The following is a 24,852-nucleotide window of genomic DNA, read 5'->3' as shown; positions in this document are numbered from 1 at the left end:
AGTCGGCAGTCGGAAAATCATCCAGCCCCCGGAGCGGCCACCCCCGCAGCCACCCCCGGCACCCCCCACCCACCCGAAAGCCCACCCCGCCCCCCAAGCCCCGCGCAGCGGCCCCCACGTCACCGAGCCGCGCGCCGCGCATCCCTCACCCGGCGCAACCGATTCACCAGCACCGGCGCGTGCGCCAGAGCCTCCGGCCGGTCCAGCAGCGCGTTCAACACCTGGTAGTACCGGGTGCTGGAGATGCCCAGCTCCTCCCGGACGGCCCGCTCCTTGGCCCCCGCCGTACGCCACTGGCGCCCTTCGAGCTCCAGCACCGCCCGGTCCCGCTCACTCAGCTCGCCCACGAGAACACCTCCTGAAGACCTCCTGCGAGAACACCTCCCACGACCTACGAAGTGTCATTCTCGGACGCCCCCAGGACACACTCTGCGCCCTCCCCCGGCCGAGCGCCCCGGCTAACGTCACGGTCATGATCGAATCGAGCTTCACCGTCCACGTCCCCGACGCCGACCTGACCCCCGAGCCCCTGGACCCCGCGCAGATCGTCGAGGGCACCCCGGAGGTCACCGGGAAGGTCCTGCACGAGTCCGCCGACGGCCGGCAGCTGCGCGGCATCTGGCAGATCACCCCGGGCGTGGTCACCGACACCGAGGCCGACGAGATGTTCGTTGTGCTGAGCGGCCGGGCCACCATCGAGGTCGACGGCGGCCCGACGCTGCACGTGGGCCCGGGCGACTGCGCCGTCCTGCGGGAGGGCGACCGGACGACGTGGACCGTCCACGAGACCCTCAGGAAGGCCTACGCCATCACCCTCCCCTGAAGGAAGGAGGCACCCCGCCCCACCTCCGCCCGGACCCGGCCGCACCCCCGCCCAGGCCCCGCCCCACCCCCACCCAGGCCCGGCCTCACTTCCGAAGCCGGGCCGCCTCCTTGACGGCGGCGTCCTGCAGCCCGGTGAGGACCTGCTTCGGGTCCCCGGTGACGGCCTCACCGATCCCGGCCTTGATCCGGTTGCTCACGTCCGCCCAGGCCGGGTCGCCGAACGGGTAGAAGCTGGCGTTGGTCAGGCCGGTGGCGAACTGCTTGAGGTCGGCGTGCTTGGGGTCCGAGGACATCTGGCCGAAGGCGTCCTGGGTCACCGGCAGGAGGTTGTACCGCTCGTCGAACTTGAGCTGGTTCTCCCGCATGAAGACGAAGGACAGGAACTTCTTGATCTGGTCCTTGTGCCCGTTGGCCTTGAAGGCCATCATCCAGTCCGCGACGCCGAGGCTGCCGGTCTTGTTGAGGCCGTCCTTCCTGGGGATCGGGGCCGTCCCGAAGTCGACGTTCCCGGCGGTGGCCATCCGCAGCAGCGTCGGGTGCCCGTTCAGCATCGCGACCTTCCCGGACGCGAAGTCCTGGAACACCGGGGTGCGGTTCATCTTGCCCGGCTCGGGATAGGTCAGCCCGGTGCTCACCAGGTTGCTCTTGAGCCAGGTGAAGGTGGCCTGGTTCTGGGCGCTGTCGATCGTGTAGTTGCCGACGTCGTCGGAGAGCAGGCCGCCGCCGCTCAGCGTCCACAGCATGGACTCGGCCGGTGCCTCCTCGGGCCCCAGCGGGAGGCCGTACGGGGTGACGCCCGGCGCCTTGGCCTTGATCTTCTCGGCGTCCTGCCGCAGTTCGCTCCAGGTGACCGGCGGCTGGCTGATTCCCGCCTGCTTGAAGAGCGTCTTGTTGTAGAAGAGCACGCGGGAGGAAGAGACGAAGGGAATCCCGTACTGCGTGCCGAGCACCTGCCCGGCGTGGGCGAAGGAGTCCATGAACTTGGCCTGGGTGTCCAGCGAGAGCACGTCCGCCGCCGGGTACAGCCGGTCCGCGGCGACCTGGTCGGCGAAGCCGCCGGTCTGCAGGAGGTCGGGCGACTTGCCGGCCGCGATCAGGTCGTCGACCTTCTTGCCGATGTCGGTCCAGCTCTCGACGTCGACGTCGACCTTGATGCCGGGGTTCTGCGCCTCGAAGCCGCGCACGACCTCGTCCCAGTACAGCTTGGAGCTGGTGTCGGCGTTCTCGCCGTAGTCCGCGGCGACCAGCCTGATGGTGACGGGCCCGTCGCCCTGTCCGCTGCAGGCGCTGACCGCGGAGAGCACCAGCGCTCCGGCCAGCGCGGTGCCGAGCACACGGGTGGGGACGTGGGCGCGCCTGTTCAACGCGGGTACCGCCTTCGGGGGGAGAAATGCGACCGGAGGGGTGATTCCGGCAGGGGGGAGGCGCAACACTGCCAAACCGACCCCACAGTGGTCCATACCTCTGCCCCGTGTCCGGCAAGTAGTTATCGAAGTGCGGACGTCATTGCACGATGCGCAACGAAACACCGTCGACGCCCGCCCGAACCACCGCCCGAACCACCGCCCCAACCCCTCACAACCCTCCGAAAACCCACGCCCCAAAGCCCCGCACACCGCCCGCTTCTGCGACAAAGCTCACCCAGTATGGACCAGACCAATCCGACAACTGGACTAGACCTCTTCGACCCGGCCAAGGGAAACTGTCCCCCGTGAAGCACGTCATCGCACTCGATGTAGGCGGCACCGGCATGAAGGCCGCGCTGCTCGCCCAGGACGGCTCCGTGCTGTTCGAGGCACGCCGACCGACCGGGCGGGAGCACGGCACGGACGCCGTCGTCGCCGCCATCCTCGACTTCGCCGCCGACCTGGCGGCCGAGGGCCGCGACCGCTTCGGCGTCGCTCCGCTCGCGGCCGGCGTGGCCGTGCCGGGCACGATCGACGAGAGGAACGGCATCGCGGTCTACTCCGCCAACCTCGGCTGGCGCGACCTGCCGCTGCGCAAGCTCCTCGGCGAGCGCCTCGCGACCCCCGCCCCCGCGAAGGGGGGCAGCAGCAGCGCCCCGATCCCCGTCGCCCTCGGCCACGACGTGCGCTCCGGCGGCCTCGCCGAGGGCCGGATCGGCGCCGGTCGGGGCGTCGGCCGCTTCCTGTTCATCGCGCTCGGCACCGGCATCGCCGGCGCCATCGGCATCGACGGGCGGATCGAGGCCGGGGCCCACGGCTACGGCGGCGAGATCGGCCACGTCGTGGTGCGCCCGGGCGGCCCGCAGTGCGGCTGCGGCGCCCGCGGCTGCCTGGAGACACTGGCCTCGGCCTCCGCGGTCTCCCGGGCCTGGGCCGCGGCCAGCGGCGACCCCGACGCCGACGCGGCATCCTGCGCCGCCGCGGTGGACGCCGGGGACGACCGCGCACTCGCGGTCTGGCAGGGCGCCGTCGACGCCCTGGCGGACGGCATCGTGCTCGCCCAGAGCCTGCTCGACCCGTCCACGGTGATCGTCGGCGGCGGGCTGGCCGAGGCCGGCGACACGCTCTTCACCCCGCTGCGGGCGGCCATCACCGAGCGTCTGACCTTCCAGATGCCCCCGAAGGTCGTACCGGCGATGCTGAAGGACACCGCGGCGTCGCTGGGAGCCGGTCTCCTCGCCTGGGACCTGCTCGCCGAAACCCACCCCCCGCGCCCGTGAGGGGGCTCCCCACCCGGCCTCCGAGGCCTCATGCTCGGCATCCGGGACCGCACGAGCCCACCCGGACGCACCGGCCGACCCGACACCCGGAGCCGGCCCGACACCCGGAGCCGACCCAACACGACCGGCCGACCCGACACCCGGAGCCGACCCAACACGACCGGCCGACCCGACCACCGGAGCCGACCCGACACCCGGAGCCGACCCGACACCACCGGCCGGCCCGGCCCCCGCACCCCCATGGCACCCGGACGCCGACCGCCGTCCGGAGCCGGGTCACCGACCACAGCGGCCTGCCGGCGCCCAGCGCATTCGAGAACCCGGGACGCCCGTCCCGACAGATGGAGGTGACCGCGTGACTGCCGCGGAGCGTGACCGTACCGCACTGGCCGGCGCCCGGCTGGTCCTGCCCGGCGGGGTCGTCGATGGCGAGCGGATCGCCGTCGAGGGCGACCGGATCGCGGCCATCACGAGTGGGGCGCGTGGTGGCGGGGCCGAGCCGGGCGACCTCGACCTGACCGGCCACACCGTCGTCCCGGGCTTCGTCGACCTGCACGTCCACGGCGGCGGCGGCGCGTCCTACGCCTCCGGCATCGCCGAGGAGGCGCTGCGGGCCGCCCGGACCCACCTCGAACACGGCACCACGACCACCATCGCCTCGACCGTCACCGGCGAGATCGACGAGGTCGCCCGCCAGGCCGCCGTGCTGTCCGAACTGGTCGAGGACGGCGTGCTGGCCGGCATCCACTTCGAGGGCCCGTTCATCTCCCGCAACCGCTGCGGCGCCCACCGCCCCGACCTGCTGCGCGACCCGGACCCGGCGCTGGTGCGCAAGCTCGTCGACGCGGCCCGCGGCCACGCGAAGATGGTCACCCTGGCCCCCGAGCTCCCCGGCGGCCTCGACTCCGTCCGGATGCTCGCCGACCTCGGCGTCATCGCGGCCGTCGGCCACACCGACTCCGACTACGCGACGACGCTGGAGGCCGTCGACGCGGGCGCGACCGTGGCGACCCACCTGTTCAACGCGATGCCGGCGATCGCCCACCGGGCCCCGGGCCCGATCGTGGCGCTGCTGGAGGACGATCGGGTCACCGTCGAGCTGATCAACGACGGCGTGCACCTGCACCCGTCCGTCCTCGACCTCGCCTACGGCACCGCGGGCGCCGAACGTGTCGCCCTGATCACCGACGCCATGGGCGCCGCGGGCATGGGCGACGGCCTCTACCCGCTCGGCCCGCTCCAGGTCGAGGTCAAGGACGGCGTGGCCCGGCTGGTCGAGGGCGGCTCGATCGCCGGCTCGACGCTCACCCTGGACGTCGCGTTCAAGCGCTCGGTCACCGTCAACGGCCTGACGCTCGACCAGGCCGTCCAGTCGCTCTGCACGACCCCGGCCCGGCTGCTCGGCTTGGGCGACTCCGTCGGCACCCTGGAAACCGGCAAGTACGCCGACCTGGTCGTGCTCGACTCCGCCACCCACGACCTCGTCGCCGTCATGCGCCGCGGCGAGTGGATCGTCGGCGGCGACCGCTTCACCACCGTCAAGCCGGCCTGACCGGAGCCGCCTGACGGAACGCCGACGGCCGCCCTCCCCGCTTACCGGGGACGGGCGGCCGTCGGCGCGTCCGGGCCCGACCGGGCCGTCGTCAGCCCGTCAGCTGCTCGGCTCCACCGTGATCTGGTCGACCAGGATCGGCCCGCCGGACGGCACGGTCATCGTGATGGTGTTCGAACCGGCCTGGAGCTGCGGCAGTATCCAGGTGGAGTACCACGAGGACGCCGGGTCCTTGCCGGGCGAGTAGTTCTTGAAGGCCAGTCCGCTCGGCCAGTCCTTGCCGTTGACCGACGCCGCACCCCGCACGTCGCCGCCGGCGTTGTTGAAGTGCACGGTCAGCTTGTAGGTGCCGGCCGCGGCCACCTCACCGGTCCAGCTCAGCGAACCGCCCGGCTGGAGCGTCAGGTAGCTGCCGTCCGCGGACTTGGCGCCCTTGACGGTGTTTCCGGAGGGTGCGTTCTGGCCCTGGAGCTGTCCCGCGTCCACCGTCACCGGCCCGCCGGAGACGGAGGCGCTCGGCGAGGCCGAGGCGGAGGAGGTCCCGGACGGGGTGCCGGAGCCGGTCGTGCTGGGAGTCACCGAGGCGGCGGTCTGCTGGCCGCCCTTGGCGGTCTTCTTGTCGTCGCCCGAGTCCCCGGTGGACAGCGCGATCCCGGCGCCGATCGCGATCGCCGCGATCACCGCCACCGCGCCGATCACCGCACCCTTGCTCCGGCCGCTGCTGCCCTGGCGGTCGTCACCCGGCTGCGGGCGGGAGTGCTCGGCGTAGCGGGTCTGCTGCGTGGGGACGCTGCCGTAGTCGGGCTGCTGCTGGCCGTACTGATGCGGGTACGGCTGGCCGGGGCCCTGCTGCGGGGACCCTTGCTGGAAGTACTGCGGCTGCTGCTGCGCGCGCGGAGGGTAGGACTGCTGCTGGCCGTACTGGGCACGGCCGACCTCCATCGGGCGGCTGTACGGCGTACGCGGCACACCCTGCTGCGGCTCGGCCGACTGCCCGGAGGACCCGTCGGCCGGGCGGTAGAGGTAACCGAAGGGGTCGTCTTCCTGAGGGGCACCGCCCCCCGGGCCCTCGGGCGCTCCGTTGTTGCCGGCGGTCGTCACGGTGGTCAACTCCCCCATCGTTCGCGCCGCCGGGCCGGCGGCCCCAGGCGCAGGTCATGGACGCTCTCGTTACCGGGGAACCCTACCTGCCCGACCCGGCCGCCCGGAACGAGGGCTTGACAACCCGCCGGTAACCTGGGCCGCCAGGGCCCGGGTTCAGCCCGCCCGGCGGTGCGAGCGCTCGCCCCTGGCCCCGCGCACGGCGCCGCCCCTGGCCCGCTTCTCGTCGTACATCCGCTCGTCCGCCGTGTGCAGGACTTCCTCGATGCTCATCCCGCAGCCGGCCCAGCCGATCCCGAGGCTCACGCCCACCCGCATCGCCCGTCCGTCGATCCGCATCGGCGGGATGATGGCGTTGCGCAGCCGGTGGGCGAGGTCCTTGGCCTCCTCGCGGCCGATGCCGTCGGCCAGCACCACGAACTCGTCACCGCCGAGCCGGGCCACCGTGTCGCCGTCCCGGACGGCCTGGCTGAGCCGGCGGGCGACCTCGACCAGGACGGCGTCGCCCGCGTTGTGGCCGAACCGGTCGTTGATGGACTTGAAGCCGTCGAGGTCGCAGAAGAGCACCGCGAGCCCCTTGTCGACGATCGCGCCACCGCCCGCGCCGGGGCGGAACGCTCCGGACCACGCCTCGCCGCCCGGGCCGTACTCGGCCGGGACCACCGCGTGCACGTGCTCCGGGTAGCCGGGACCGAACCCGGCGGCCCCGTAGCCCGCCACCTCGTAGCCCGTGACCTCGTAGCCCATGACCTCGTACCCGGCCGGGAGGCCGCCGTCCGCCGCCCCAAGCCCCGCCGGCAGGCTCCCGTCCGGCGCGCCGTACGTGTGCACCGCCCCGGGGTACGGTTCGGCGCCCTCCAGGCCGTCGTACGCGGCGTGCGCGCTGTACGAGTCGGCCGGGTAGCCGCCGTACGGCTGCGGGAAGGCCGCCTCCGCGGGGCCCGCGACCGCACCGACGGTCTGCGGCTCGGGGCAGAGCCGGCGGGCCAGCCGGGCCTTCAGCTCGGCGCCGTTGGGCAGGCCGGTGAGCGCGTCGTGGCTGGCCCGGTGGGCGAGCTGGAGCTCGTGGCGCTTGCGGTCCTCGATGTCCTCGACGTGGGTGAGCAGGAAGCTGGGGCCCTCGGCGGCGTCCGCCACGACGGAGTTGCGCAGGCACACCCACTGGTAGCCGCCGTCCCGCCGGGAGAGCCGGAGCTCGGCCCGCCCGCTCTCCGCGCTGGTGCGCTCCAGCAGGGCGCGGTCGTCGGGGTGGACGAGGTCGACGAAGCTCTGCTGGCGCAGCACCGCGCGTGGTCGGCCGAGCAGGCGGCAGAGCGCGTCGTTGACCCTGGTCAGCTGGCCGCGCCCGGGGCCGCACAGCTCCGTGATGGCCATGCCGCTGGGCGCGTACTCGAAGGCCTGGCGGAAGCTCTCCTCGCTCGCCCGCAGTGCCTGCTGCTCCTTCTCCAGGCGGGCCAGGGCGCGCTGCATCTCGGCCCGCAGGCGGGCGTTGCCGATCGCGATGGAGGCCTGGAGCGAGAACATCTCCAGCGCCTCGCGGGTCCAGGCGCCGGGCCGCTTGCCGCTGCGCGGACGGTCCACCGACAGGACGCCGAGCAGGTCGCCGCCGGCGCTGTACATGGGGGCGAGCAGCCCGTCGGCGGGGTGCCAGTCGTTGGCGTAGACGGGCATCGGGCCGTCCCCGATCCAGCGCGGGATGTCGCTGGCGACGGCCCAGCCCCGGTCGTAGGGCAGGAAGCGCAGGGTGCCCCAGTGGTCGCTGACGCCGAGCAGCCGGTCCCAGGACTCGCGGGAGCCGACCTGGCCGAGCAGCACGGAGGGGCCGCCCATGGCGCTCTCCTCCAGCTCCCAGACGGCCGCCACGACGAGGTCGCCGTCGGGCCGCACCAGGCTCACCGCGGCGGCGTCGAATCCGAGCCCGTGGACCGCACCCTCGACGACGGCCTGCAGCGTGCCCGCCAGGCTGCGGGCAGCGTTGAGGTCCGCCACGACCCGGTGCAAGGTGCGGAGGGTCGCGAGACGGACGTACGGCTCCGACTCGGCTTCCATGCGGGGGCTCCCCGGCTGCTTCGGATAGTTCTTGATTGGTTATCGTCCGATTGCCAGAAGAACTGAATCACAGGGAGCACAGCGTTCGGCACGCTCGGTCAGCAATAGGCCACCACTTGTGACTTAAATCACACGACACTAATGCACCCTTAATCAGCTCATCCGTCCCATAGCGGGACATAAAGCGCTATCGGAACATTTCTCGTGGTCGACCGCATTGCCCGCGCGCTGAAGCCGCCTGTCGCCCGGCAGGCCCCCTGCTTCACCCCTGGGGGTGAGTGAGGGCACCGGTCCCGGCCGTCACCCCTGCGCCGCTGGTCCTACGACCACGGCCCGATGTCGCGACCCGCGACCGCCAGCTACCGTGCGGTACGTGTACCCGTCCCCGCAGCCCGAAGCTGCCGCCCACGCCACGCCCGACGAGTTCCGGGCCGCACTCTCCCAGCTCGCCGCCGGCGTGAGCCTGGTGACCGTCCACGACCCCGAGGACGGCGAGGACATCGGCATGACCGCCACGTCCTTCCTCTCCGTGTCGCTGGAGCCGCCGCTGGTGCTGATCTCGGTCCGCGAGGACTCCCGGATGGACGAGGTGCTCGCCCGCGTGGACACCTGGGCGGTCTCGGTGCTCACCGAGGCCCAGAAGACGACCGGCTCCCGCTTCGCCATGAAGGGCCGGCTCAGCGACCGGCTGCTGTTCGCCGACACCCCGCACCACCGCGGCCCGGCCACCGGCGCCCCGCTGATCGAGGGCGCGCTGGCCACCGTCGAGTGCCGCACCGAACAGCGGATACCCGCGGGCGACCACACGCTGCTGCTCGGGCGCGTCCTGGAGGCCGTCGTCCCGGACCCCGGCGGCCGGCCCCTGCTCTACTTCCGCGGCGGCTACCGCACGCTCGGCTGAGCCACCCCGCCGGCACACGGCGCGCTCGACCGGGCCACCGCGCCGACGGACCGGCGGGCGCCTACTCGGCGGGCGACTACTCGGAGCGCGGCGGGCGACTACTCGGCGGGCGACTACTCGGAGCGCGGCGAGCGCCGCCCCTCCTTCAGCTCGGAGCGGTGCCGCTTGTTGTCCAGCCGCCGCTCGACCATCCCGCGGCTCGGCCTCGTCGCCCGGCGGGTCTTCGGCGGCGGCGCGCAGGCCTCGGTCAGCACCGCGGCCAGCCGGACCGCGGCCGCCTCGCGGTTGCGCCACTGCGAGCGGAACTCCGAGGCCTGGACCACCAGCACCCGGCCGTCCACCAGCCGGCCCGCCAGCCGCTCCAGGGCGCGCTCGCGCCACACCTCGGGCAGCGCCTTCGATGCGGCCACGTCGTAGCGCAGCTCGACCTTGCTGTCGGAGGTGTTGACGTGCTGGCCACCGGGGCCGGAGGAACGGGAGAAGCGCCAGACGAGCTCGGCGTCGGGGACGACCACCGACCCCCGTACGCGGATGGGCTCGGGCATGCGCCCATCATCCCGCGCCCGGCCCGCCCGGTCACCCGGTTATCCGGCACGCACCCCGAGCCCCGACAATGGCGGTGTGATCGAGCTCGGCTACTCCCTCTCCAACCGCTTCCCCGACCCCCCGCAGACCGACTACCGCACCGCCTCCGTGCACGCCCTGCGGTACGACCTCTTCTGCGGCGACGTGTACCTGGACGCCGAGGGCGCGGAGCTCTCCACCGCCTGGGGCTGGGTCCCGGTGCTCGACTTCGCGTGGGCGCTGTGCGACATCGCCGAGGAGCTGGACCGCGACCCGGCCGGCGGCCGGGCCGCCCGCGTCCAGACCGCCGACCTCGACTTCACCCAGAACACCGAGCTGCTGCGCTTCGCCCGCCGCTTCAACTGGGTCGAGGTCAGCGCCACCTGGCTGCCCGACGAGCCGCCCGCGGTGGTGCGCCACGCCGAGCTGCGCCGCGAAGCACGGGACTTCCTCCAGGACACCCTCGCCGACCTGTTCGACATGCACCCCGACCTGGCCGACAACCCCAACATCTGGTCGCTCCAAGGCAGGTTCCGCCGGATCTGACCCGTACATTGCCCGCGCTTTGCCAGAAATTGGCGCCCGCGCGAAAGGGAGGATCCCCGGTGGAACCAATCCACCGGACGATTGCGTTGTCCCGGGAAAAGCGAACGAAGGGACAGCGATCACCATGCCAGTGAGCCTCTCCAAGGGCGGAAACGTCTCGCTGACCAAGGAGGCCCCGGGCCTGTCCGCGGTCTCGGTCGGCCTGGGCTGGGACGTCCGCACCACGACCGGCGCCGAATTCGACCTCGACGCCAGCGCCATCGTCCTGAACGCGGACGGCAAGGTGCTGTCCAACGGTCATTTCGTGTTCTTCAACAACACCAGCACGCCGGACGGCTCCGTCGTGCACACCGGTGACAACCGCACCGGCGAGGGCGTGGGCGACGACGAGTCGATCAACGTCGACCTGGCCGCCCTGCCCGCCGAGGCCGCCCGGATCACCTTCCCGGTCACCATCTACGACGGCGTCGCCCGCAGCCAGAACTTCGGCCAGGTCCGCAACGCCTACATCCGCGTGGTGAACGCCGCCGGCGGCGCCGAGCTCGCCCGGTACGACCTCTCCGAGGACGCCGCGACCGAGACCGCGATGATCTTCGGCGAGCTCTACCGCAACAACGGCGAGTGGAAGTTCCGCGCCGTCGGCCAGGGCTACGCCTCCGGCCTGGCCGGCATCGCCCAGGACTTCGGCGTCCAGATCTGACGCCCGGGCCCCGGGCCCGAAACGCCGCGGCGCGGAACGTCGGTCGGTCCGACGTTCCGCGCCGCGGTCGCGTTCGCGGGGCGTCAGCGCGAGGCGCGCAGCTCCGGGAGCTGGATCAGCTCCGTCTCCTCCTCCGGTGTCAGGTCGACGACGGTCGGCTCGCCCTGCTCCGGCGCGGCACCCCCGGCGTCCCGGGCCCCGCGGGCCCCCTGCGCCTCCTGCGCCTCGGCCAGCGCCTTCTCGGCCACCGCCTCGTCGCCCACCACGTCCGCCAGGTCCGTCCGCTCGTTCAGCTCGGCGACACTGCCGACCGCCGGAGCCGGGGCCGCCGCCCGCACCGCGGCACCCGGACTGCGCCCGAAGAAGCTGAAGCCCTGTCCGCGCGCCTGCCCGGACTGCCCCGGGCGCGGACGCTGCCGCTCGGCCGGAGCCGCGGGCGCGGCCGGCGCACCGCCCAGCTGGCCCACCGTGGCGGTCAGCACCGGCCGCACCGGAGCCGCCTTCACCGGAGTCGGCGCCGGAGCCTGCCGCGGAGCCGACTCCGGCGTCGGGACGGACGGGGCCACCGGGGCCGGCACCGCGGAGACGGGCACGGCGGCAACCTGCTTCGGGGGCACCGGAGCCTGCGCGGCCCGCGCCGGCGCGACGGGAGCCGTCCGCGCCCGCAGCGCGACCTCCGCGCCCGCCGACCGCTCGCGCCGCTCCTCCTGGGCCCGCGCGCGCCGCTCCAGCAGCCGCAGCACGGCACCGGCACGGACGAACGCGGCCGGGCTGGCCGGGTACTTCGGACGGCTCGCGGCCAGCGCCCGCTGCGCCGCCTCGGCCTCCTTGAGCGCCTGCTCGGCGACCAGCACGGCCCGCTCGCGCAGCAGACGGGCGATCTCGGTCTCGGCCTTCGCCAGGCGCGACTTCTCCGCGGTCAGCCGCCGCCCGAACCGGGTGGCCCGCTCCTCCGCGACCTCCGCCGCGTACTCGGCCTCGGCGAGCTGCTCCTCGAAGCGCTCCTCGGCCCGCAGCCGCTGCGCGACGGACGTCTCGGCCGCGGCCCGGGCCGCCCTGTCGCGCTGCTTCAGCAGGACCGCGAAGCCGAGCGTCGCGGACACCGCCGCGACACCCACCGAGCGGACCAGGATGGTGTCCTGACTGAAAACCAGAGCGGCCAGAGCTGCGACGAGGAGCACGCCGGCTGCGGTGGGGGGGAAGACCCGGCCGAGGACGGAGGAATGACGGTGGCGTCCGCGAGACATGCCAAGAAACTAGCGTGCGAATTGGGGCCGTGTCAGCCCAGGGTCCGCTTTGACCCTTGACACTGTGCAAGATTTACCGCACGTGCCCGGCACTTCACTCAAGATCACGACAACTGCCCAGCTCAGCGGTGCGAGGCCGCCGGGCCACCCGGATCGTCGTGGTTCTCCGGCAGCTTGCACACGTGCTGGAGCCAGAGCGCCGTCGCGATCACCGCGGCGCCCGCGAGCACCGCGAGGCCGGCCGTCACGGCCTGGTCCTTGCGCGCCGGCACGTCCAGCTCGCCGAGCAGGTAGATGCCCGCCCCCGCGTAGATCCCGGTGACCACCGCCGACACGAGCGCGCTGGCCTGCCCGAGCACCACGGCCCGGGCCGCGAGCAGCGGATCGACCCGCTTCGCGCCGGGCTGCCGCTCCCGCACCGCCTTCAGCCGGCCCCGCAGCGAGATCGTGGTCGCCAGGAGGATCACCGCCACCGCGGCCAGCACCACCGGCGCCGCCGCCGGCACGGCCGGCAGGGTGTCCAGGGAGGCCCACAGCTTGGCACCGGCCCAGGACAGCGCCGTCGTGGCGGCGGTGATGCCGATCAGCAGGCGGAGGCGAAGCAGCTTCACGCGGAGGAGGTCCTTCCCGGGGTACCAGAGACGGCCGCCCGGGAGCCCGGAGCGGCGGCGCCAGGCCACCGTACCGGGCCCGGCCGGGCGGACACCCGCACGGACGGCGGACACCTACTCGGACGGCCGGGCCCCCACCCGAGTTCCCCGACCACCGGGCCGCCGAACCGCTACTCCGGCAGCGTCAGGCGGATGTCGTCCCGCCGGCGCACGCCCTGCGCGTCCGGGCCGCCGAGCTTCTCCAGCAGCACGGAGACCTGCCCGTACCCGGGCACCTCGGCGTCCGGCTGGGCGTCCAGCCACGGCGCCAGCACGAAGGCCCGCTCGTGCGAACGCGGGTGCGGCAGCAGCAGCTGCGGGTCGTCGCTGACGACGCCCTCGTACGCCAGGATGTCGACGTCCAGGGTGCGCGCGCCCCAGCGGACGGTGCGCACCCGCCCGAAGGCGTCCTCGATCGCGTTGCCGCGCTCCAGCAGGTCGCGCGGCGGCAGCGAGGTGCGCAGCACGACGACCGCGTTGTAGTAGTTGGGCTGCTCGTCCGGCCCGCCGACGGCCTCCGTCTCGTAGACCGCGGAGACGGCCTTGATCCTCAGCCCGGGGGTGTCGGCGAGGGCGTCCACGGCACCCTGCAGGGTGTCCAGGCGGTTGCCCAGGTTGCTGCCGAGGGCGACCACCGCGCAGCGCTGGCTGTGCAGGGTCGTGTCGGCGGAGTCCACCCGGCTCTCCAGGTCGAACGTGCTCGGCGAGGTGGTCGGGTCGCTGTTCATCGAGATTCCTCTGCATCGGGTACCGGGCGCACGGCTGCGGTCATGCGCGCGTCCGGTGGATGGTCACGGTCACGTCGTCGAACGGCACGGTGATCGGGGCGTCCGGCTTGTGGACGGTCACCTCGACCTCCTCGACCGCGTCGTGCTTGAGGCACTGGTCGGCGATGCGCTGCGCCAGGGTCTCGATCAGGTCGACCGGCTCCCCGGCGATGATCGCGGTGACCTCCTCGGCCACGATCCCGTAGTGCGCCGTGCGGGTCAGGTCGTCGCCGGACGCGGCCGGGCGGGTGTCCAGGTACAGGACGAGGTCGACCACGAAGGTCTGCCCCTCGACGCGCTCGCGCTCGAAGACGCCGTGGTGGCCCCGGGCTCGCAGACCCCGCAGGGTGACGCGGTCCAGCAAACGAATCACTGCTCCCAGTCGGACGGGCCCCGCCCGAGGAAAAGGCACGGACGAGCAGGGCGAAGGCGGGCGGCAGGCCCGCCACTCCGTTTCGAATCTACCCGCGGGCACGGACAACGTCTGACCGTCCTACCCGGCACGAACCGTCGCCACGCACGCCGATCCGGCGATTGACGTGAACGTTCGGTGACCGATTCGAAATTCCCGGGCGACGCTTCGGCGGCGGTTTTCCCCGGCTCGCCCGGTCAGTCCTCGTCGTCCTCGTCTCCGCTGGTCAGCACGGGTGAACCGTGGTGCGACCAGAGCTTCCACCCGGCCGGGGTGCGCCGGAAGAGATTCGTCGAGACGACCTTTCCGCCGACCAGCGGACCGAGTTCGCCCTCCTCCTCGGCCTCCCCGCCGGAGAGGATGTTCTCGGTGCACGTGACAAGGGCCACATCGCCGTGCACCTCGGCCTCGACGTCGGTCAGGAAGAACTGGATGTACTCGGTGTTCATCATGATCAGCATGTACGACCGGGTCACCTGGGCCCGGCCGCGCAGCACCGGCCAGCCCGGGTGCACGCACACCACGCCGCCCTTGTCGTCGGCGTCCGCGGCGCCCAGCCAGGCGTCCTCGACCGCCTCCAGGTCCCCGCGCTCCAGCGCCTCGTAGAGCGCCTGGTTCGCCGCGAGCACGGCCTCCACGTCCGCCTCTCGCGCCCGTCCCGCCGCGGCCCCGCTCAACCTGCCGTCACCTGCCACAGACCCTCCCGTCCTACCCCAACCGGGCCGCGCGCTGCCAGGCCGCGACCACCCGGACGGCATCCGCCGTGCCGGACACGTCGTGCACCCGCACCGCCCAGGCCCCGGCCCGGGCCGAGAGCACCGACACCGCAGCGGTCGCGTCGTCGCGCTCCCTGGCCGGGCGCAGCTCCCCGGTTTCCGGGTCGGCGAGCAGCGTACCCAGGAACCGCTTGCGCGATGCGGCGACGAGGACGGGACGGCCGAGCGCGGTGAGCGCGTCCAGCCGCCCGAGCAGCGCCCAGTTGTGCTCGGGGGTCTTGGCGAAGCCCAGCCCCGGGTCGAGGATCAGCTGCTCCTCCTTGACGCCGGCCGCCGCCAGCGCGTCCACCCGGGCGGTCAGCTCGGCGACGACGTCCCCGACGACGTCGCCGTACACGGCCAGCCGGTCCATGTCGGCGGACTGCCCGCGCCAGTGCATCACCACGAACGGCACGCCGGTCTCGGCGACGACGTGCGCCATGGCCGGGTCGGCCAGCCCGCCGGAGACGTCGTTGACGATCGCGGCACCGGCCGCCACCGCCCGCTCGGCGACGGAGGCGCGCATGGTGTCGATGGAGACCACGACCCCGGCGTCGGCCAGCTCGCGCACGACGGGCAGCACCCGGGCGAGCTCCTCCTCCTCGGTCACCCGCTGGGAGCCGGGCCGGGTGGACTCGCCGCCGACGTCCACCAGGTCCGCGCCGCGGGCCCGGAGCGCGAGCCCGTGCGCGATCGCGCGGGCCGGGTCGTGCCACAGCCCGCCGTCCGAGAAGGAGTCGGGCGTGACGTTGACCACGCCCATCACGGCGCAGCGGCCGAGCCGCGGCAGTCCGGCCGGAACGGAGAAGGACGGCGTATCGCTCATGCGCCCGCCTCGCTTCGCTCGGCGAGGGCATTCGCCCACGCGCGCCCTCCAATGATTCGCTCGCTGCGCTCGCTCATGCGCCCATTATCGAACGGGGCCCCCGCCGAGGATTCTCGGCGGGGGCCCACTGGGTCCTGCGGTGCCCGGATCGGGCCCGGTGCCTCAGGCGGCCTCGGTGACCTCGCGGGCGACGGAGTCCGGCATCAGGCCCTCGCGCTGGCGCTTGCGGCCGAAGCGCGGCATGCCGAGGGTGATGAAGGCCTCGGCCTGCATCGCGGCGAAGCCGATCCGCGGCAGGTCCCGGGTGCTCGGGAACACCAGGAAGCGCGGCTCCCACTCGGGCTGGAACTTGGCGTTGAACTTGTACAGCGACTCGATCTGGAACCAGCGCGACAGGAAGACCAGCAGGCCGCGCCAGGCCCGCAGCACCGGTCCGGCGCCGATCCGCTCGCCGCGGGCCAGCGCCGAGCGGAACATCGCGAAGTTCAGCGACACCCGGCGCACGCCCAGGTCGGGCACGGCCTGCAGGGCGGCGACGATCAGCAGCTCGTTCAGGCCGGGGTCGGCGGCGCGGTCGCGGCGCATCAGCTCCAGCGAGATGCCGTCCGGGCCCCAGGGCACGAAGTGCAGCACGGCCTTGAGGTCGTCCCCGGCCTCGCCCTCCTCGGGCGCCTTGTGGGCGGTGACCACGACGCAGTCGTCGTCGAGCGGGTCGCCGAAGCGGCCGAGGGCCATGGAGAACCCGCGCTCGGTGTCGGTGCCGCGCCAGCGGGCGGCGGCGTCGGCGATCCGGAACTTCTCGTCGAGGGTGAGGTCGCGGACGCGGCGCACCTTGCAGGAGTAGCCGTTGCGCTCGATCCGCTTGACCATCTGGCGGACGTTGCGCATGGCGCGGCCGGAGAGCGAGAACGCGGCGGTGTCGACGATGGCCTCGTCGCCCAGCTCCAGCGCGTCCAGGCCCGCCTCGCGGGTCCAGACCTCGCCGCCGACCTCGCTGCAGCCCATGACGGCCGGCACCCAGGCGTGCTCGCGGGCCTCGGCCATGAAGACCTTGATCGCGCCGGGCCAGGCCTCGACGTCGCCGACCGGGTCGCCGGAGGCGAGCATCACGCCGGAGACCACCCGGTAGGAGATGGCGGCCTTGCCGGTGGGCGAGAACAGCACGCTCTTGTCGCGGCGCAGCGCGAAGTAGCCGAGCGAGTCGCGCTCGCCGTGCCGGTCGAGCAGGCCGCGGACCTTCTCCTCGTCCTCCGGGGTGAGCTCGGGCTTCGGCTTGCCCGGGCGCAGCGCCAGGTAGGCGGTGGTGAAGGCGGTCAGCAGGCCGAGCCCGCCGAGCAGGTAGGCGACCAGGTCGGACATCCGCTCGTTGTTGTAGCGGATCGGGCCCTCGAAGCCGAAGAGGCCGTAGGCGACGTGCTCCAGCCGCTCGTAGAGGCCGGGGTGGCCGAGCTCGTAGCGGGTCCGGACGCTGACGATCATGAGGCCGAGCAGGACGCTGACGGTGCCCATGACGATCAGGTTGACCAGCGCGCGCCAGCGGGTGCGCGGGTCGGCCTTGGCGTAGAACTCGCGACGGTGCACGAGCATCACGGCGAAGACGACCAGGGAGACGACGGCCGGGCCGATCTGGTGCCAGCGCACGATGTGCAGCGCGGCACCGACCGGCAGCAGGACGCAGACCGCACGCCAGGCCCGGCGCTTGCGCCGGCGCAGCGCGTGCGCGAGCAGCACCAGCAGGAGGCCGATCATCAGCGTGCCGACCGCGGCCAGGGAGGTGGTCCCACCCGGCAGCTGTCCGGCGACGGTGTGCATCTTGGTGTGCCGGAGCTTGGGGAACACCGCACTGGCGATGTCCACCAGCCCGATCAGCAGACAGGCGTAGCCGACCGCACCGGGCAGCCAGGCCCTCGGGACGGCAGCGGCCTGGTTGCGCAGCGTCTGCAGACCGCGGCGGCGGCGCGGCTGCTCGGGGCTCGGCTCATCGGACACGGGAACACTCATGGGAGCTCAGCGTAGAGGCTGCGTGGGGCTGTCCTGTCACTCCGGGGGAGCACGTGTGATGGACCTTCATGCCTTTTCCTTCATCAGGCCATACGCGCACAAAGGAACCGGAAACGGACGGTAAACCGGTGCCGCGGCGCGCTGCGATCGAGCCGGGGGTGGGAGCCGGGGCCGCCGTCGCGCGGTGCGACGAGGACCTCCGGGACGCGTTACGTACGGTGGACGCCGCATTCTAGGGCGCCGGTTGCCCCCCGCTCGTCCCCGGCCTCCCGGACGGCCCCGGCCTCCGGACAGCCTAGTCGCGGTGGCCGCAGCTGACGGATCGCCAGACGATGAGGCGTGCACCGACAGGGTCCCATCGGAAGGCCGACGGCATGGAACTGACCAGCGACGCGCTGGTGGACTCGCTGCTCGCACTCGGCGCTGCGGCTCTCCTCACCACACTCTGGATCTGGCCCCGGCTCGCCCGGCAGCGCCCGCTGCCGGTCCTCGGCCGGATCGGCCTGCTGACGGTCACCCAGGCCTCGGTGCTGGCCGTGCTGGCGCTGTCGGTGAACAACTCCTTCGGGTTCTACACGTCCTGGGACGACCTGCTCAGCCCCGGCGGTGCCAAGCTGGTCCTGACCAGCAACGAGAACCACAAGGGCGGCACCCCGGTCTCGGACGCGCTGGTCCAGCCCACCAACGAGGGCGGCCTGGAGTCGGTCCCGAACCTGCCCAAGGGCGCCCCCGAGGAGGTCGGCAGGATCGAGTCGGTCCGGGTCAGCGGCAAGGAGACGGGCTACTCCGACCAGATGTTCGTCTACCTGCCCCCCGAGTACTTCGACCCGAAGTTCGCGCTGGTCCGCTTCCCGGTCATGGTGGGCATCGCCGGCTTCCCCGGCACCACGCTGAACATGCTGAAGGAGCTGCCGGTCGTCCAGACCGCGGCGGACCTCCAGAAGAACGGCAAGATGCCGCCGACCATCGTCGTCCTGGCCCGCCCGACGGTCGCCCCGCCGCGCGACACCGAGTGCGTGGACGTCCCCGGCGGCCCGCGCACCGAGACCTGGTTCGTCAAGGACCTCCCGGAGGCGCTGGGCTCCACCTACCGGATCGGCCGCTCGGCGGGCTCCTGGGGCGTCTTCGGCTACTCGACCGGCGGCAGCTGCGCGATGCGGCTTGCGATGCGCTTCCCCAACGTCTACGGCAGCGCGGTCGGCCTGCACGGGGACTTCACCGTGCGCGAGGACCAGTTCACCGGCGGCAACCTCTTCAACGGCGACAAGGGCCTCGCCCAGCAGAGCGACCTCGGCTGGCGGCTGCAGAACCTCCCGGCCCCGCCCCTCAACCTCCTGGTGGTCTCCACCCGCAAGGAGGCCGACTACCCGCAGACCGTCCAGTTCGTCGAACAGGCCCAGCAGACCGCCGCGAGCAACCCGCAGTTCAAGGCCGAGTCGCTGTACCTGGACGACGGCGGCCACAACTGGGACAGCTGGATCCGGGAACTGCCGGCCTCGCTGGAGTGGATGGGCTCGCACCTCGGGTGACGCGCGCGGGTGATTACCCGCCGGTCGGGCCACCCGGCCGGCGACCCCGGGGGAACGTATCGCGACCGCCCGTCCGGCCCCCGGAGGGCGCCGTCCGGATCCGCGCAGGAGGCGCCGTGCTGAGCACCCGCTCGCTCTTCAACGAGATCTACCGCAACGACGAGGCCTACCAGCTGTTCTGCAGCATCGCGGCCGGCGGCGAGGACCAGGGCGGCTGGGAGAACGAGCGGATCACCACGCTCACCCGGGACCCGGTCCTCGCCCCGAAGGTCGCCCGGCATGGCGCCGACGAGCGCAAGCACGGCCGGATCTTCACCCAGCTGCTGAGCAAGCGCGGCCTGCCCAAGGTCGCCGTCCCGGCCGACGCCGACTACTGCATGCTGCTGGAGGCCAAAGGCGTCGGCCTGTCCCACGAACGGCTGAACAGCGACCTCCCGCTGTCCGACCGCGAGATCATCACCTACCTCGCGCACAGCCGGGTCACCGAGCAGCGCGCGGCCGAGCAGATGCGCCAGCTGGTCAAGGTGTACGGGGACAACCCCGACCTCGGCCGCGCGATGCGGATGATCTCCGCCGACGAGGACAACCACCTCGCGTACTGCCACGAGGAGCTGCTGCGGCTGCGGGCCGAGGGGTACGGCCCGTACATCCGGCACGTCCTGGAGACCTGCGCCCGCGGCGAGATCCGCACCCACCGGGACGTCGGCCTCGCCGTGACCGCCCGGATGGCCCGGATCCTGGGCTGGCCGCGCTGGCAGCTGGCGGTCGTCACTCTCGGGGTGCGCGCCCTCTACCTGTACGACCGCGCGATCGGCTGGCGGCGGATGGTGCGGCTGCGGATGCCCGAGCGCCGCAACGCCCTGGGCACCCCGGCACCCCCGCACGCCGAGCACGAGGCGCTCTGAGCGCCCCCAGGGGCCCTGGCAGCCCCTAGCGCCCGATGATCAGGCTCATCGCCTCGGCCCGGGTGGCCGGGTCGCGCAGCTGCCCGCGGACGCAGGACGTGATGGTCTTGGCGCCCGGCTTGCGGATGCCGCGCATCGACATGCACATGTGCTCGCACTCGACGACCACGATGGCACCCCGGGGCTCCAGGATCCGCATCAGCGCGTCGGCGACCTGGCTGGTCAGCCGCTCCTGCACCTGCGGACGGCGGGCGTAGACGTCGACCAGCCGGGCCAGCTTGGACAGGCCGGTGATCTTGCCGCTGGTGGACGGGATGTACCCGACGTGCGCCACCCCGCGGAACGGCACCAGGTGGTGCTCGCAGACGGACGTCAGCTCGATGTCCTTCACGAGCACCATCTCGTCGTGGCCGAGGTCGAAGGTCGTCGTCAGGACGTCCTCGGGCTCCTGCCACAGGCCCGCGAATATCTCCTTGTAGGCGCGCGCGACGCGGGCCGGCGTCTCCAGCAGGCCCTCGCGGTCCGGGTCCTCCCCCACGGCGAGCAGGAGCTCGCGCACGGCGTTCTCGGCCCGCTTCTGGTCGAAGGTCCCGACGGTGGCCGGACCGTCGAGAGTCACCGGGTCGATCATGCGGGCCTCGCTTACTAGGGGGAACGTCGGGGCGAACAGCACGGATGCCGCGCCTCCAGGGTACAAACCCTGGTGACGCGGCATCCATTCCGTCCCGGGCTCCGCCGGGAGCGCCGGATCAGCCCTCCGCGGGCGGCTCGGCGGTCGGCAGCGGCGGGAGCTTCACGATGTCGACCGGAGCGGTGTCGGCCGAGGCGGCGGCGCCGTTGGTGAGCGCCAGCTCCTTGGGCGACTGCACCGGCGGCCGGGTGGACGGCGTGCGGCGGGAGGAACCCGTCCAGGCCGGCCGGGTCGGACGCTTGACGATCGGGGCGAAGATCTCGGCGATCTGCTCCTTGTTCAGGGTCTCCTTCTCCAGGAGCTCCAGGACCAGGTTGTCGAGCACGTCGCGGTTCTCGACCAGGATCTCCCAGGCCTCGTTGTGCGCGCTCTCGATGAGCTTCTTGACCTCTTCGTCGACCAGCCCGGCGACCTCTTCCGAGTAGTCGCGCTGGTGGCCCATCTCGCGGCCCAGGAAGGGCTCCGAGTTGTCGCTGCCGAACTTGATCGCGCCGAGGCGCTCGGTCATGCCGTACTGGGTGACCATGGCCCGGGCCGTCGCGGTGGCCTTCTCGATGTCGTTCGAGGCACCGGTGGTCGGGTCGTGGAAGACCAGCTCCTCCGCCGCGCGGCCGCCCAGCATGTAGGCCAGCTGGTCGAGCATCTCGTTGCGGGTGGTGGAGTACTTGTCCTCGTCCGGCAACACCATCGTGTAGCCGAGGGCCCGGCCGCGGGACAGGATGGTGATCTTGTGGACCGGGTCGCTGTACTGGCAGGCCGCCGCGACCAGGGCGTGGCCGCCCTCGTGGTACGCGGTGATCTTCTTCTCCTTGTCGGACATGATCCGCGTGCGCTTCTGCGGACCGGCCACGACGCGGTCGATCGCCTCGTCCAGGATGCCGTTGTCGATCAGCTTCTTGTCCGAGCGGGCGGTCAGCAGAGCGGCCTCGTTGAGGACGTTCGACAGGTCCGCGCCGGTGAAGCCGGGGGTGCGCTTGGCGACGGCCGACAGGTCGACGTCGGGCGCGATCGGCTTGCCCTTCTGGTGCACCTTGAGGATGTCCAGGCGGCCCTGGAGGTCGGGGCGCTCCACCGCGATCTGGCGGTCGAAGCGGCCCGGGCGCAGCAGCGCCGGGTCCAGGATGTCGGGGCGGTTGGTCGCGGCGATCAGGATCACGCCGCCCTTGACGTCGAAGCCGTCCATCTCGACCAGCAGCTGGTTGAGGGTCTGCTCGCGCTCGTCGTGACCGCCGCCGAGGCCCGCGCCGCGGTGCCGGCCGACGGCGTCGATCTCGTCGACGAAGACGATCGCCGGGGCGTTCGCCTTGGCCTGCTCGAAGAGGTCGCGGACGCGGCTGGCGCCGACACCGACGAACATCTCGACGAAGTCCGAACCGGAGATGGAGTAGAACGGCACCCCGGCCTCGCCCGCGACGGCTCGCGCCAGCAGGGTCTTGCCGGTGCCGGGCGGGCCGTAGAGCAGCACGCCCTTGGGGATCTTGGCGCCGACGGCCTGGAACTTGGCCGGCTCCTGCAGGAACTCCTTGATCTCGTGGAGCTCCTCGACCGCCTCGTCCGCGCCGGCGACGTCGGAGAAGGTGGTCTTGGGGGTGTCCTTGGTGAGCAGCTTGGCCTTGGACTTGCCGAACTGCATGACCCGGGAGCCGCCGCCCTGCATCTGGTTCATCAGGAACAGGAAGACCAGGACGATGATCACGATCGGCAGCATCGACAGCAGCAGGCTGACGAAGGTGCTCTGCTTCTCCGGGCTGATGGTGTAGCCCTCGGCGAGCGTGTTCGGGTCGTTGTCGTTGATCTGGGCCTGGAGCTTGTCGGCGATCGCGACACCCTGGTCGCCGATGTACGAGGCCTGGAACTTGCTGCCGGACGGGGTCTTGCCCGTACCGGCGTTGGACAGCGTGGCGCCGTCCTTCAGCTGGATCTTGATCGTGTTCGAGTCACCGGTGGTGATCTGCGCCGACTTGACCTGCTTCGCGTCGATCGCTGCGACGACCTGACCGGTGTCCACCGTCTTGTAGCCGTTCGAGTCCGAAACGACCTGCATCAAAACGATGACGGCGAGGACGGCCAGCACGATCCACATGATCGGCGCACGGAAGTATCGCTTGACGTCCATCCATGCGGGGCGTTGCCGCCCCGTCCCTCCTGCCACTCAGCGGCGCCGGGGGGCTGTGGGCCGCGGCGCATCCGGAATCGGTGCTCATGTGAAGAGCGGTTTATTGGACCGTACCGCAGTCGGACCCGCCCATGGCGGGAGCACGGCGACACGGTTGTGGTTCTTTGTCCCCCCGGTCAACGGGCGGGAACAACGTACTGTTCCCGCCCGTAACCCGAACGGGGCCCTCAGCCGCCGTAGACGTGCGGGGCGAGGGTGCCGATGAACGGCAGGTTGCGCAGCTTCTCCGCGTAGTCCAGGCCGTAGCCGACCACGAACTCGTTGGGGATGTCGAACCCGACGTACTTGACGTCGATCTCGACCTTGGCCGCGTCCGGCTTGCGCAGCAGGGTGCAGACCTCCAGCGAGGCCGGACCGCGCGAGCCCAGGTTGCCCAGCAGCCAGGACAGCGTCAGACCGGAGTCGATGATGTCCTCGACGATCAGGACGTCCCGGCCGGCGATGTCGGTGTCGAGGTCCTTGAGGATCCGCACCACGCCGGAGGACTTGGTACCCATGCCGTAGGACGACACGGCCATCCAGTCCATGGTGACCTGCGAGTGCAGGGCACGGGCGAGGTCGGCCATGACCATCACGGCCCCCTTGAGGACGCCGACGATCAGCAGGTCCTTGCCTGCGTAGTCCCGGTCGATGCGCTCCGCCAGCTCCAGGAGCTTGGCGTCGATCTCGTCCTTGCTGATGAGCACCTTCGCGAGGTCAGCGCCCATGTCGTTCTGGTCCACCGGGGATACGTCCTCAAACGTTCGGGGTCTGTGTGGCCGGCGGCCGGCTCCCCCGGGGCATGCCCGCCCGTCAGTCGCCCTGCCGCCGAAAGACCAGCGTGCCACACCGGCGGGTGGCCTCGACGCCCCCGGGTAGGTGCAGCGGTCCCTGACCCCGCCATCCGGTGACCAGCAGGTCGACGGTTTCCAGGTGACGGGCGAACAGGTCGCCGGCCGGGCAGCCGGCCCGGAGCGCCGCCCGGCGCAGCACCCGGCGACGGACGGCGGACGGCAGCTCGGCCAGTTTGGCGGCGTCCAGGGTGCCTTCGCCGGTCCGGAGGTCCCGCTCGGCCAGGGCCGCCCACTGGTCGAGCGCGTCGGCGTCGTCGCGGAACAGCCGGGCGGTGCGGGCCAGGGCCTCGACCACGCCGCCGCCCAGGTGCTTCTCCAGCACCGGCAGCACCTCGTGGCGCACCCGGGAGCGGGTGTAGGCGGGGTCGCAGTTGTGCGGGTCGTCCCAGACCGGGATCGCCTGGGCGGAGCAGGCCTGCCGGGTGGCGGCCCGGTCCAGCTCCAGCAGCGGGCGGCGGTAACGGCCCTTCTGGGCGGGCATCCCGGCCAGCGAACGGGCGCCGGAGCCGCGGGCCAGGCCCAGCAGGACGGTCTCGGCCTGGTCGTCGCGGGTGTGGCCGAGCAGCACCGCGATCGCGCCGTTGCGCTCGGCGGCCTCGTCCAGGGCGGCGTAGCGGGCGTCCCGGGCGGCCGCCTCCGGGCCGCCGCCGCGGCCCACCCGGACCGGGATCGCCTCGACCGGGTCCAGGCCCAGCGAACGCAGCCGCTCGGCCACCTGGGCGGCGCGCTCGTCGGAGCCCTCCTGGAGGCCGTGGTCGACGGTGACGGCGCCGACCCGCAGACCGATCTTGGGGGCCTCGAAGGCGGCGGCGATGGCGAGCGCCATGGAGTCCGCGCCGCCGCTGACGGCGACCAGGACGAGCGGCGAGCCGGGGGCGGCCGGGGTGCGGGGCAGCCCGGACGGGTGGCGGGCGGCGTTGCCGATCAGCGTGGTGCCGACGGCGGCACCGACCAGCGGCGCGTCGGCCGCGCGCTCGCGGGCCTCGCGGGCGGGTGCGGTGAAGGTGGAACCGGCCTCGGCGGCGAGGTCGGTGAGCGTGCGGCGGACGGCCAGGCGTATCGCGGCGACGGCGGGGTGTGGGCCCACGGCGGACGACTCCTCGACGGAGGGGGGACAGGACGGCGGTGGGCGCGGC

General features: G+C 72.6%; 24 protein-coding genes. 8 read left to right on the top strand and 16 right to left on the bottom strand.

Annotated features, from left to right (window positions below):
• Nucleotides 1-119 precede the first annotated feature (119 nt).
• A complete protein-coding gene (locus tag ACFXDE_RS35840; RefSeq protein ID WP_380435791.1) occupies nucleotides 120-347 on the bottom strand; it encodes a DUF3263 domain-containing protein in 228 nt (75 codons plus the stop codon).
• 125 nt (nucleotides 348-472) lie between these two features.
• Between ACFXDE_RS35840 and ACFXDE_RS35835 the strand changes: the two genes are divergently transcribed.
• Nucleotides 473-823, top strand: coding sequence for a cupin domain-containing protein (locus ACFXDE_RS35835; RefSeq protein WP_380435789.1), 351 nt, complete (start codon nucleotides 473-475; stop codon nucleotides 821-823).
• Between the two features lie 85 nt (nucleotides 824-908).
• Here ACFXDE_RS35835 and ACFXDE_RS35830 read toward each other — a convergent pair whose 3' ends face one another.
• Nucleotides 909-2,189, bottom strand: coding sequence for an extracellular solute-binding protein (locus ACFXDE_RS35830; RefSeq protein ID WP_380498606.1), 1,281 nt, complete (start codon nucleotides 2,187-2,189; stop codon nucleotides 909-911).
• A 347-nt stretch (nucleotides 2,190-2,536) separates the two neighbouring features.
• Between ACFXDE_RS35830 and ACFXDE_RS35825 the strand changes: the two genes are divergently transcribed.
• Together ACFXDE_RS35825 and nagA are read left to right on the top strand one after the other, a co-directional pair.
• Nucleotides 2,537-3,511, top strand: coding sequence for an ROK family protein (locus ACFXDE_RS35825; protein ID WP_380435785.1), 975 nt, complete (start codon nucleotides 2,537-2,539; stop codon nucleotides 3,509-3,511).
• 355 nt (nucleotides 3,512-3,866) lie between these two features.
• Entirely contained in the window at nucleotides 3,867-5,063 is a 1,197-nt protein-coding gene (gene nagA / locus ACFXDE_RS35820) for an N-acetylglucosamine-6-phosphate deacetylase (protein ID WP_380498605.1), read from the top strand.
• A gap of 99 nt (nucleotides 5,064-5,162) precedes the next feature.
• Here nagA and ACFXDE_RS35815 read toward each other — a convergent pair whose 3' ends face one another.
• Nucleotides 5,163-6,173, bottom strand: coding sequence for a hypothetical protein (locus ACFXDE_RS35815; protein WP_380498604.1), 1,011 nt, complete (start codon nucleotides 6,171-6,173; stop codon nucleotides 5,163-5,165).
• Between the two features lie 147 nt (nucleotides 6,174-6,320).
• Nucleotides 6,321-8,213 carry a diguanylate cyclase domain-containing protein gene (locus ACFXDE_RS35810; protein ID WP_380498603.1) on the bottom strand — a complete coding sequence of 631 codons (1,893 nt, stop codon included), beginning with the start codon at nucleotides 8,211-8,213 and terminating at the stop codon, nucleotides 6,321-6,323.
• A 373-nt stretch (nucleotides 8,214-8,586) separates the two neighbouring features.
• On the opposite strand from ACFXDE_RS35810, the gene ACFXDE_RS35805 reads away from it, so the two are divergent.
• Entirely contained in the window at nucleotides 8,587-9,114 is a 528-nt protein-coding gene (locus ACFXDE_RS35805; RefSeq protein ID WP_380435777.1) for a flavin reductase family protein, read from the top strand.
• Between the two features lie 113 nt (nucleotides 9,115-9,227).
• Here ACFXDE_RS35805 and arfB read toward each other — a convergent pair whose 3' ends face one another.
• Entirely contained in the window at nucleotides 9,228-9,659 is a 432-nt protein-coding gene (arfB, locus tag ACFXDE_RS35800; protein WP_380498602.1) for an alternative ribosome rescue aminoacyl-tRNA hydrolase ArfB, read from the bottom strand.
• 76 nt (nucleotides 9,660-9,735) lie between these two features.
• Between arfB and ACFXDE_RS35795 the strand changes: the two genes are divergently transcribed.
• Together ACFXDE_RS35795 and ACFXDE_RS35790 are read left to right on the top strand one after the other, a co-directional pair.
• Complete coding sequence (locus ACFXDE_RS35795; RefSeq protein ID WP_380498601.1) at nucleotides 9,736-10,224, top strand: hypothetical protein; 489 nt, start codon at nucleotides 9,736-9,738, stop codon at nucleotides 10,222-10,224.
• Between the two features lie 124 nt (nucleotides 10,225-10,348).
• Nucleotides 10,349-10,924, top strand: coding sequence for a TerD family protein (locus ACFXDE_RS35790; protein WP_380435771.1), 576 nt, complete (start codon nucleotides 10,349-10,351; stop codon nucleotides 10,922-10,924).
• Between the two features lie 83 nt (nucleotides 10,925-11,007).
• On the opposite strand, the gene ACFXDE_RS35785 is transcribed toward ACFXDE_RS35790, so the two are convergent.
• The 7 genes from ACFXDE_RS35785 to ACFXDE_RS35755 all read right to left on the bottom strand — a co-directional run bounded on the left by ACFXDE_RS35785 (nucleotide 11,008) and on the right by ACFXDE_RS35755 (nucleotide 17,582).
• Nucleotides 11,008-12,171 carry a hypothetical protein gene (locus ACFXDE_RS35785; RefSeq protein ID WP_380498600.1) on the bottom strand — a complete coding sequence of 388 codons (1,164 nt, stop codon included), beginning with the start codon at nucleotides 12,169-12,171 and terminating at the stop codon, nucleotides 11,008-11,010.
• 122 nt (nucleotides 12,172-12,293) lie between these two features.
• On the bottom strand, nucleotides 12,294-12,782 hold the full coding sequence (locus ACFXDE_RS35780; protein ID WP_359967523.1) for a DUF3180 domain-containing protein: 489 nt from the start codon (nucleotides 12,780-12,782) through the stop codon (nucleotides 12,294-12,296).
• Between the two features lie 170 nt (nucleotides 12,783-12,952).
• Entirely contained in the window at nucleotides 12,953-13,549 is a 597-nt protein-coding gene (gene folK / locus ACFXDE_RS35775) for a 2-amino-4-hydroxy-6-hydroxymethyldihydropteridine diphosphokinase (RefSeq protein WP_380441104.1), read from the bottom strand.
• 40 nt (nucleotides 13,550-13,589) lie between these two features.
• Complete coding sequence (gene folB / locus ACFXDE_RS35770; RefSeq protein ID WP_329932371.1) at nucleotides 13,590-13,949, bottom strand: dihydroneopterin aldolase; 360 nt, start codon at nucleotides 13,947-13,949, stop codon at nucleotides 13,590-13,592.
• Between the two features lie 248 nt (nucleotides 13,950-14,197).
• On the bottom strand, nucleotides 14,198-14,677 hold the full coding sequence (locus ACFXDE_RS35765; RefSeq protein WP_359967518.1) for a nuclear transport factor 2 family protein: 480 nt from the start codon (nucleotides 14,675-14,677) through the stop codon (nucleotides 14,198-14,200).
• Nucleotides 14,678-14,708: 31 nt separating this feature from the next.
• Complete coding sequence (gene folP / locus ACFXDE_RS35760) at nucleotides 14,709-15,581, bottom strand: dihydropteroate synthase (protein ID WP_380441106.1); 873 nt, start codon at nucleotides 15,579-15,581, stop codon at nucleotides 14,709-14,711.
• Nucleotides 15,582-15,743: 162 nt separating this feature from the next.
• Nucleotides 15,744-17,582 (bottom strand): phosphatidylglycerol lysyltransferase domain-containing protein, encoded by a 1,839-nt coding sequence (locus ACFXDE_RS35755; protein ID WP_380441108.1) that lies wholly within the window; start codon nucleotides 17,580-17,582, stop codon nucleotides 15,744-15,746.
• A 374-nt stretch (nucleotides 17,583-17,956) separates the two neighbouring features.
• On the opposite strand from ACFXDE_RS35755, the gene ACFXDE_RS35750 reads away from it, so the two are divergent.
• The gene (locus tag ACFXDE_RS35750) at nucleotides 17,957-19,111 is read left to right on the top strand and encodes an alpha/beta hydrolase (protein WP_380498599.1); all 1,155 of its coding nucleotides are present in this window, start codon (nucleotides 17,957-17,959) and stop codon (nucleotides 19,109-19,111) included.
• A 116-nt stretch (nucleotides 19,112-19,227) separates the two neighbouring features.
• The gene (locus ACFXDE_RS35745) at nucleotides 19,228-20,016 is read left to right on the top strand and encodes a ferritin-like domain-containing protein (protein WP_380441112.1); all 789 of its coding nucleotides are present in this window, start codon (nucleotides 19,228-19,230) and stop codon (nucleotides 20,014-20,016) included.
• A gap of 25 nt (nucleotides 20,017-20,041) precedes the next feature.
• Here ACFXDE_RS35745 and folE read toward each other — a convergent pair whose 3' ends face one another.
• From folE to tilS, 4 genes are all read right to left on the bottom strand, one after another.
• Nucleotides 20,042-20,647: a GTP cyclohydrolase I FolE gene (folE, locus tag ACFXDE_RS35740; protein ID WP_380441113.1), complete on the bottom strand. Its 606-nt coding sequence runs from the start codon at nucleotides 20,645-20,647 to the stop codon at nucleotides 20,042-20,044.
• Between the two features lie 118 nt (nucleotides 20,648-20,765).
• Nucleotides 20,766-22,823, bottom strand: a complete 2,058-nt coding sequence (ftsH, locus tag ACFXDE_RS35735) for an ATP-dependent zinc metalloprotease FtsH (RefSeq protein ID WP_380498598.1) — start codon at nucleotides 22,821-22,823, stop codon at nucleotides 20,766-20,768.
• A 227-nt stretch (nucleotides 22,824-23,050) separates the two neighbouring features.
• On the bottom strand, nucleotides 23,051-23,605 hold the full coding sequence (hpt, locus tag ACFXDE_RS35730) for a hypoxanthine phosphoribosyltransferase (RefSeq protein WP_030059589.1): 555 nt from the start codon (nucleotides 23,603-23,605) through the stop codon (nucleotides 23,051-23,053).
• A gap of 70 nt (nucleotides 23,606-23,675) precedes the next feature.
• Nucleotides 23,676-24,803, bottom strand: coding sequence for a tRNA lysidine(34) synthetase TilS (gene tilS, locus ACFXDE_RS35725; protein ID WP_380498597.1), 1,128 nt, complete (start codon nucleotides 24,801-24,803; stop codon nucleotides 23,676-23,678).
• Nucleotides 24,804-24,852 lie beyond the last annotated feature (49 nt).

The organism is Kitasatospora sp. NPDC059408, from assembly GCF_042751525.1.
Lineage (GTDB): Bacteria > Actinomycetota > Actinomycetes > Streptomycetales > Streptomycetaceae > Kitasatospora.
The sequence above is the reverse complement of the archived record's forward strand: the minus strand, read 5'-3'. Positions and strand labels throughout refer to the sequence as shown.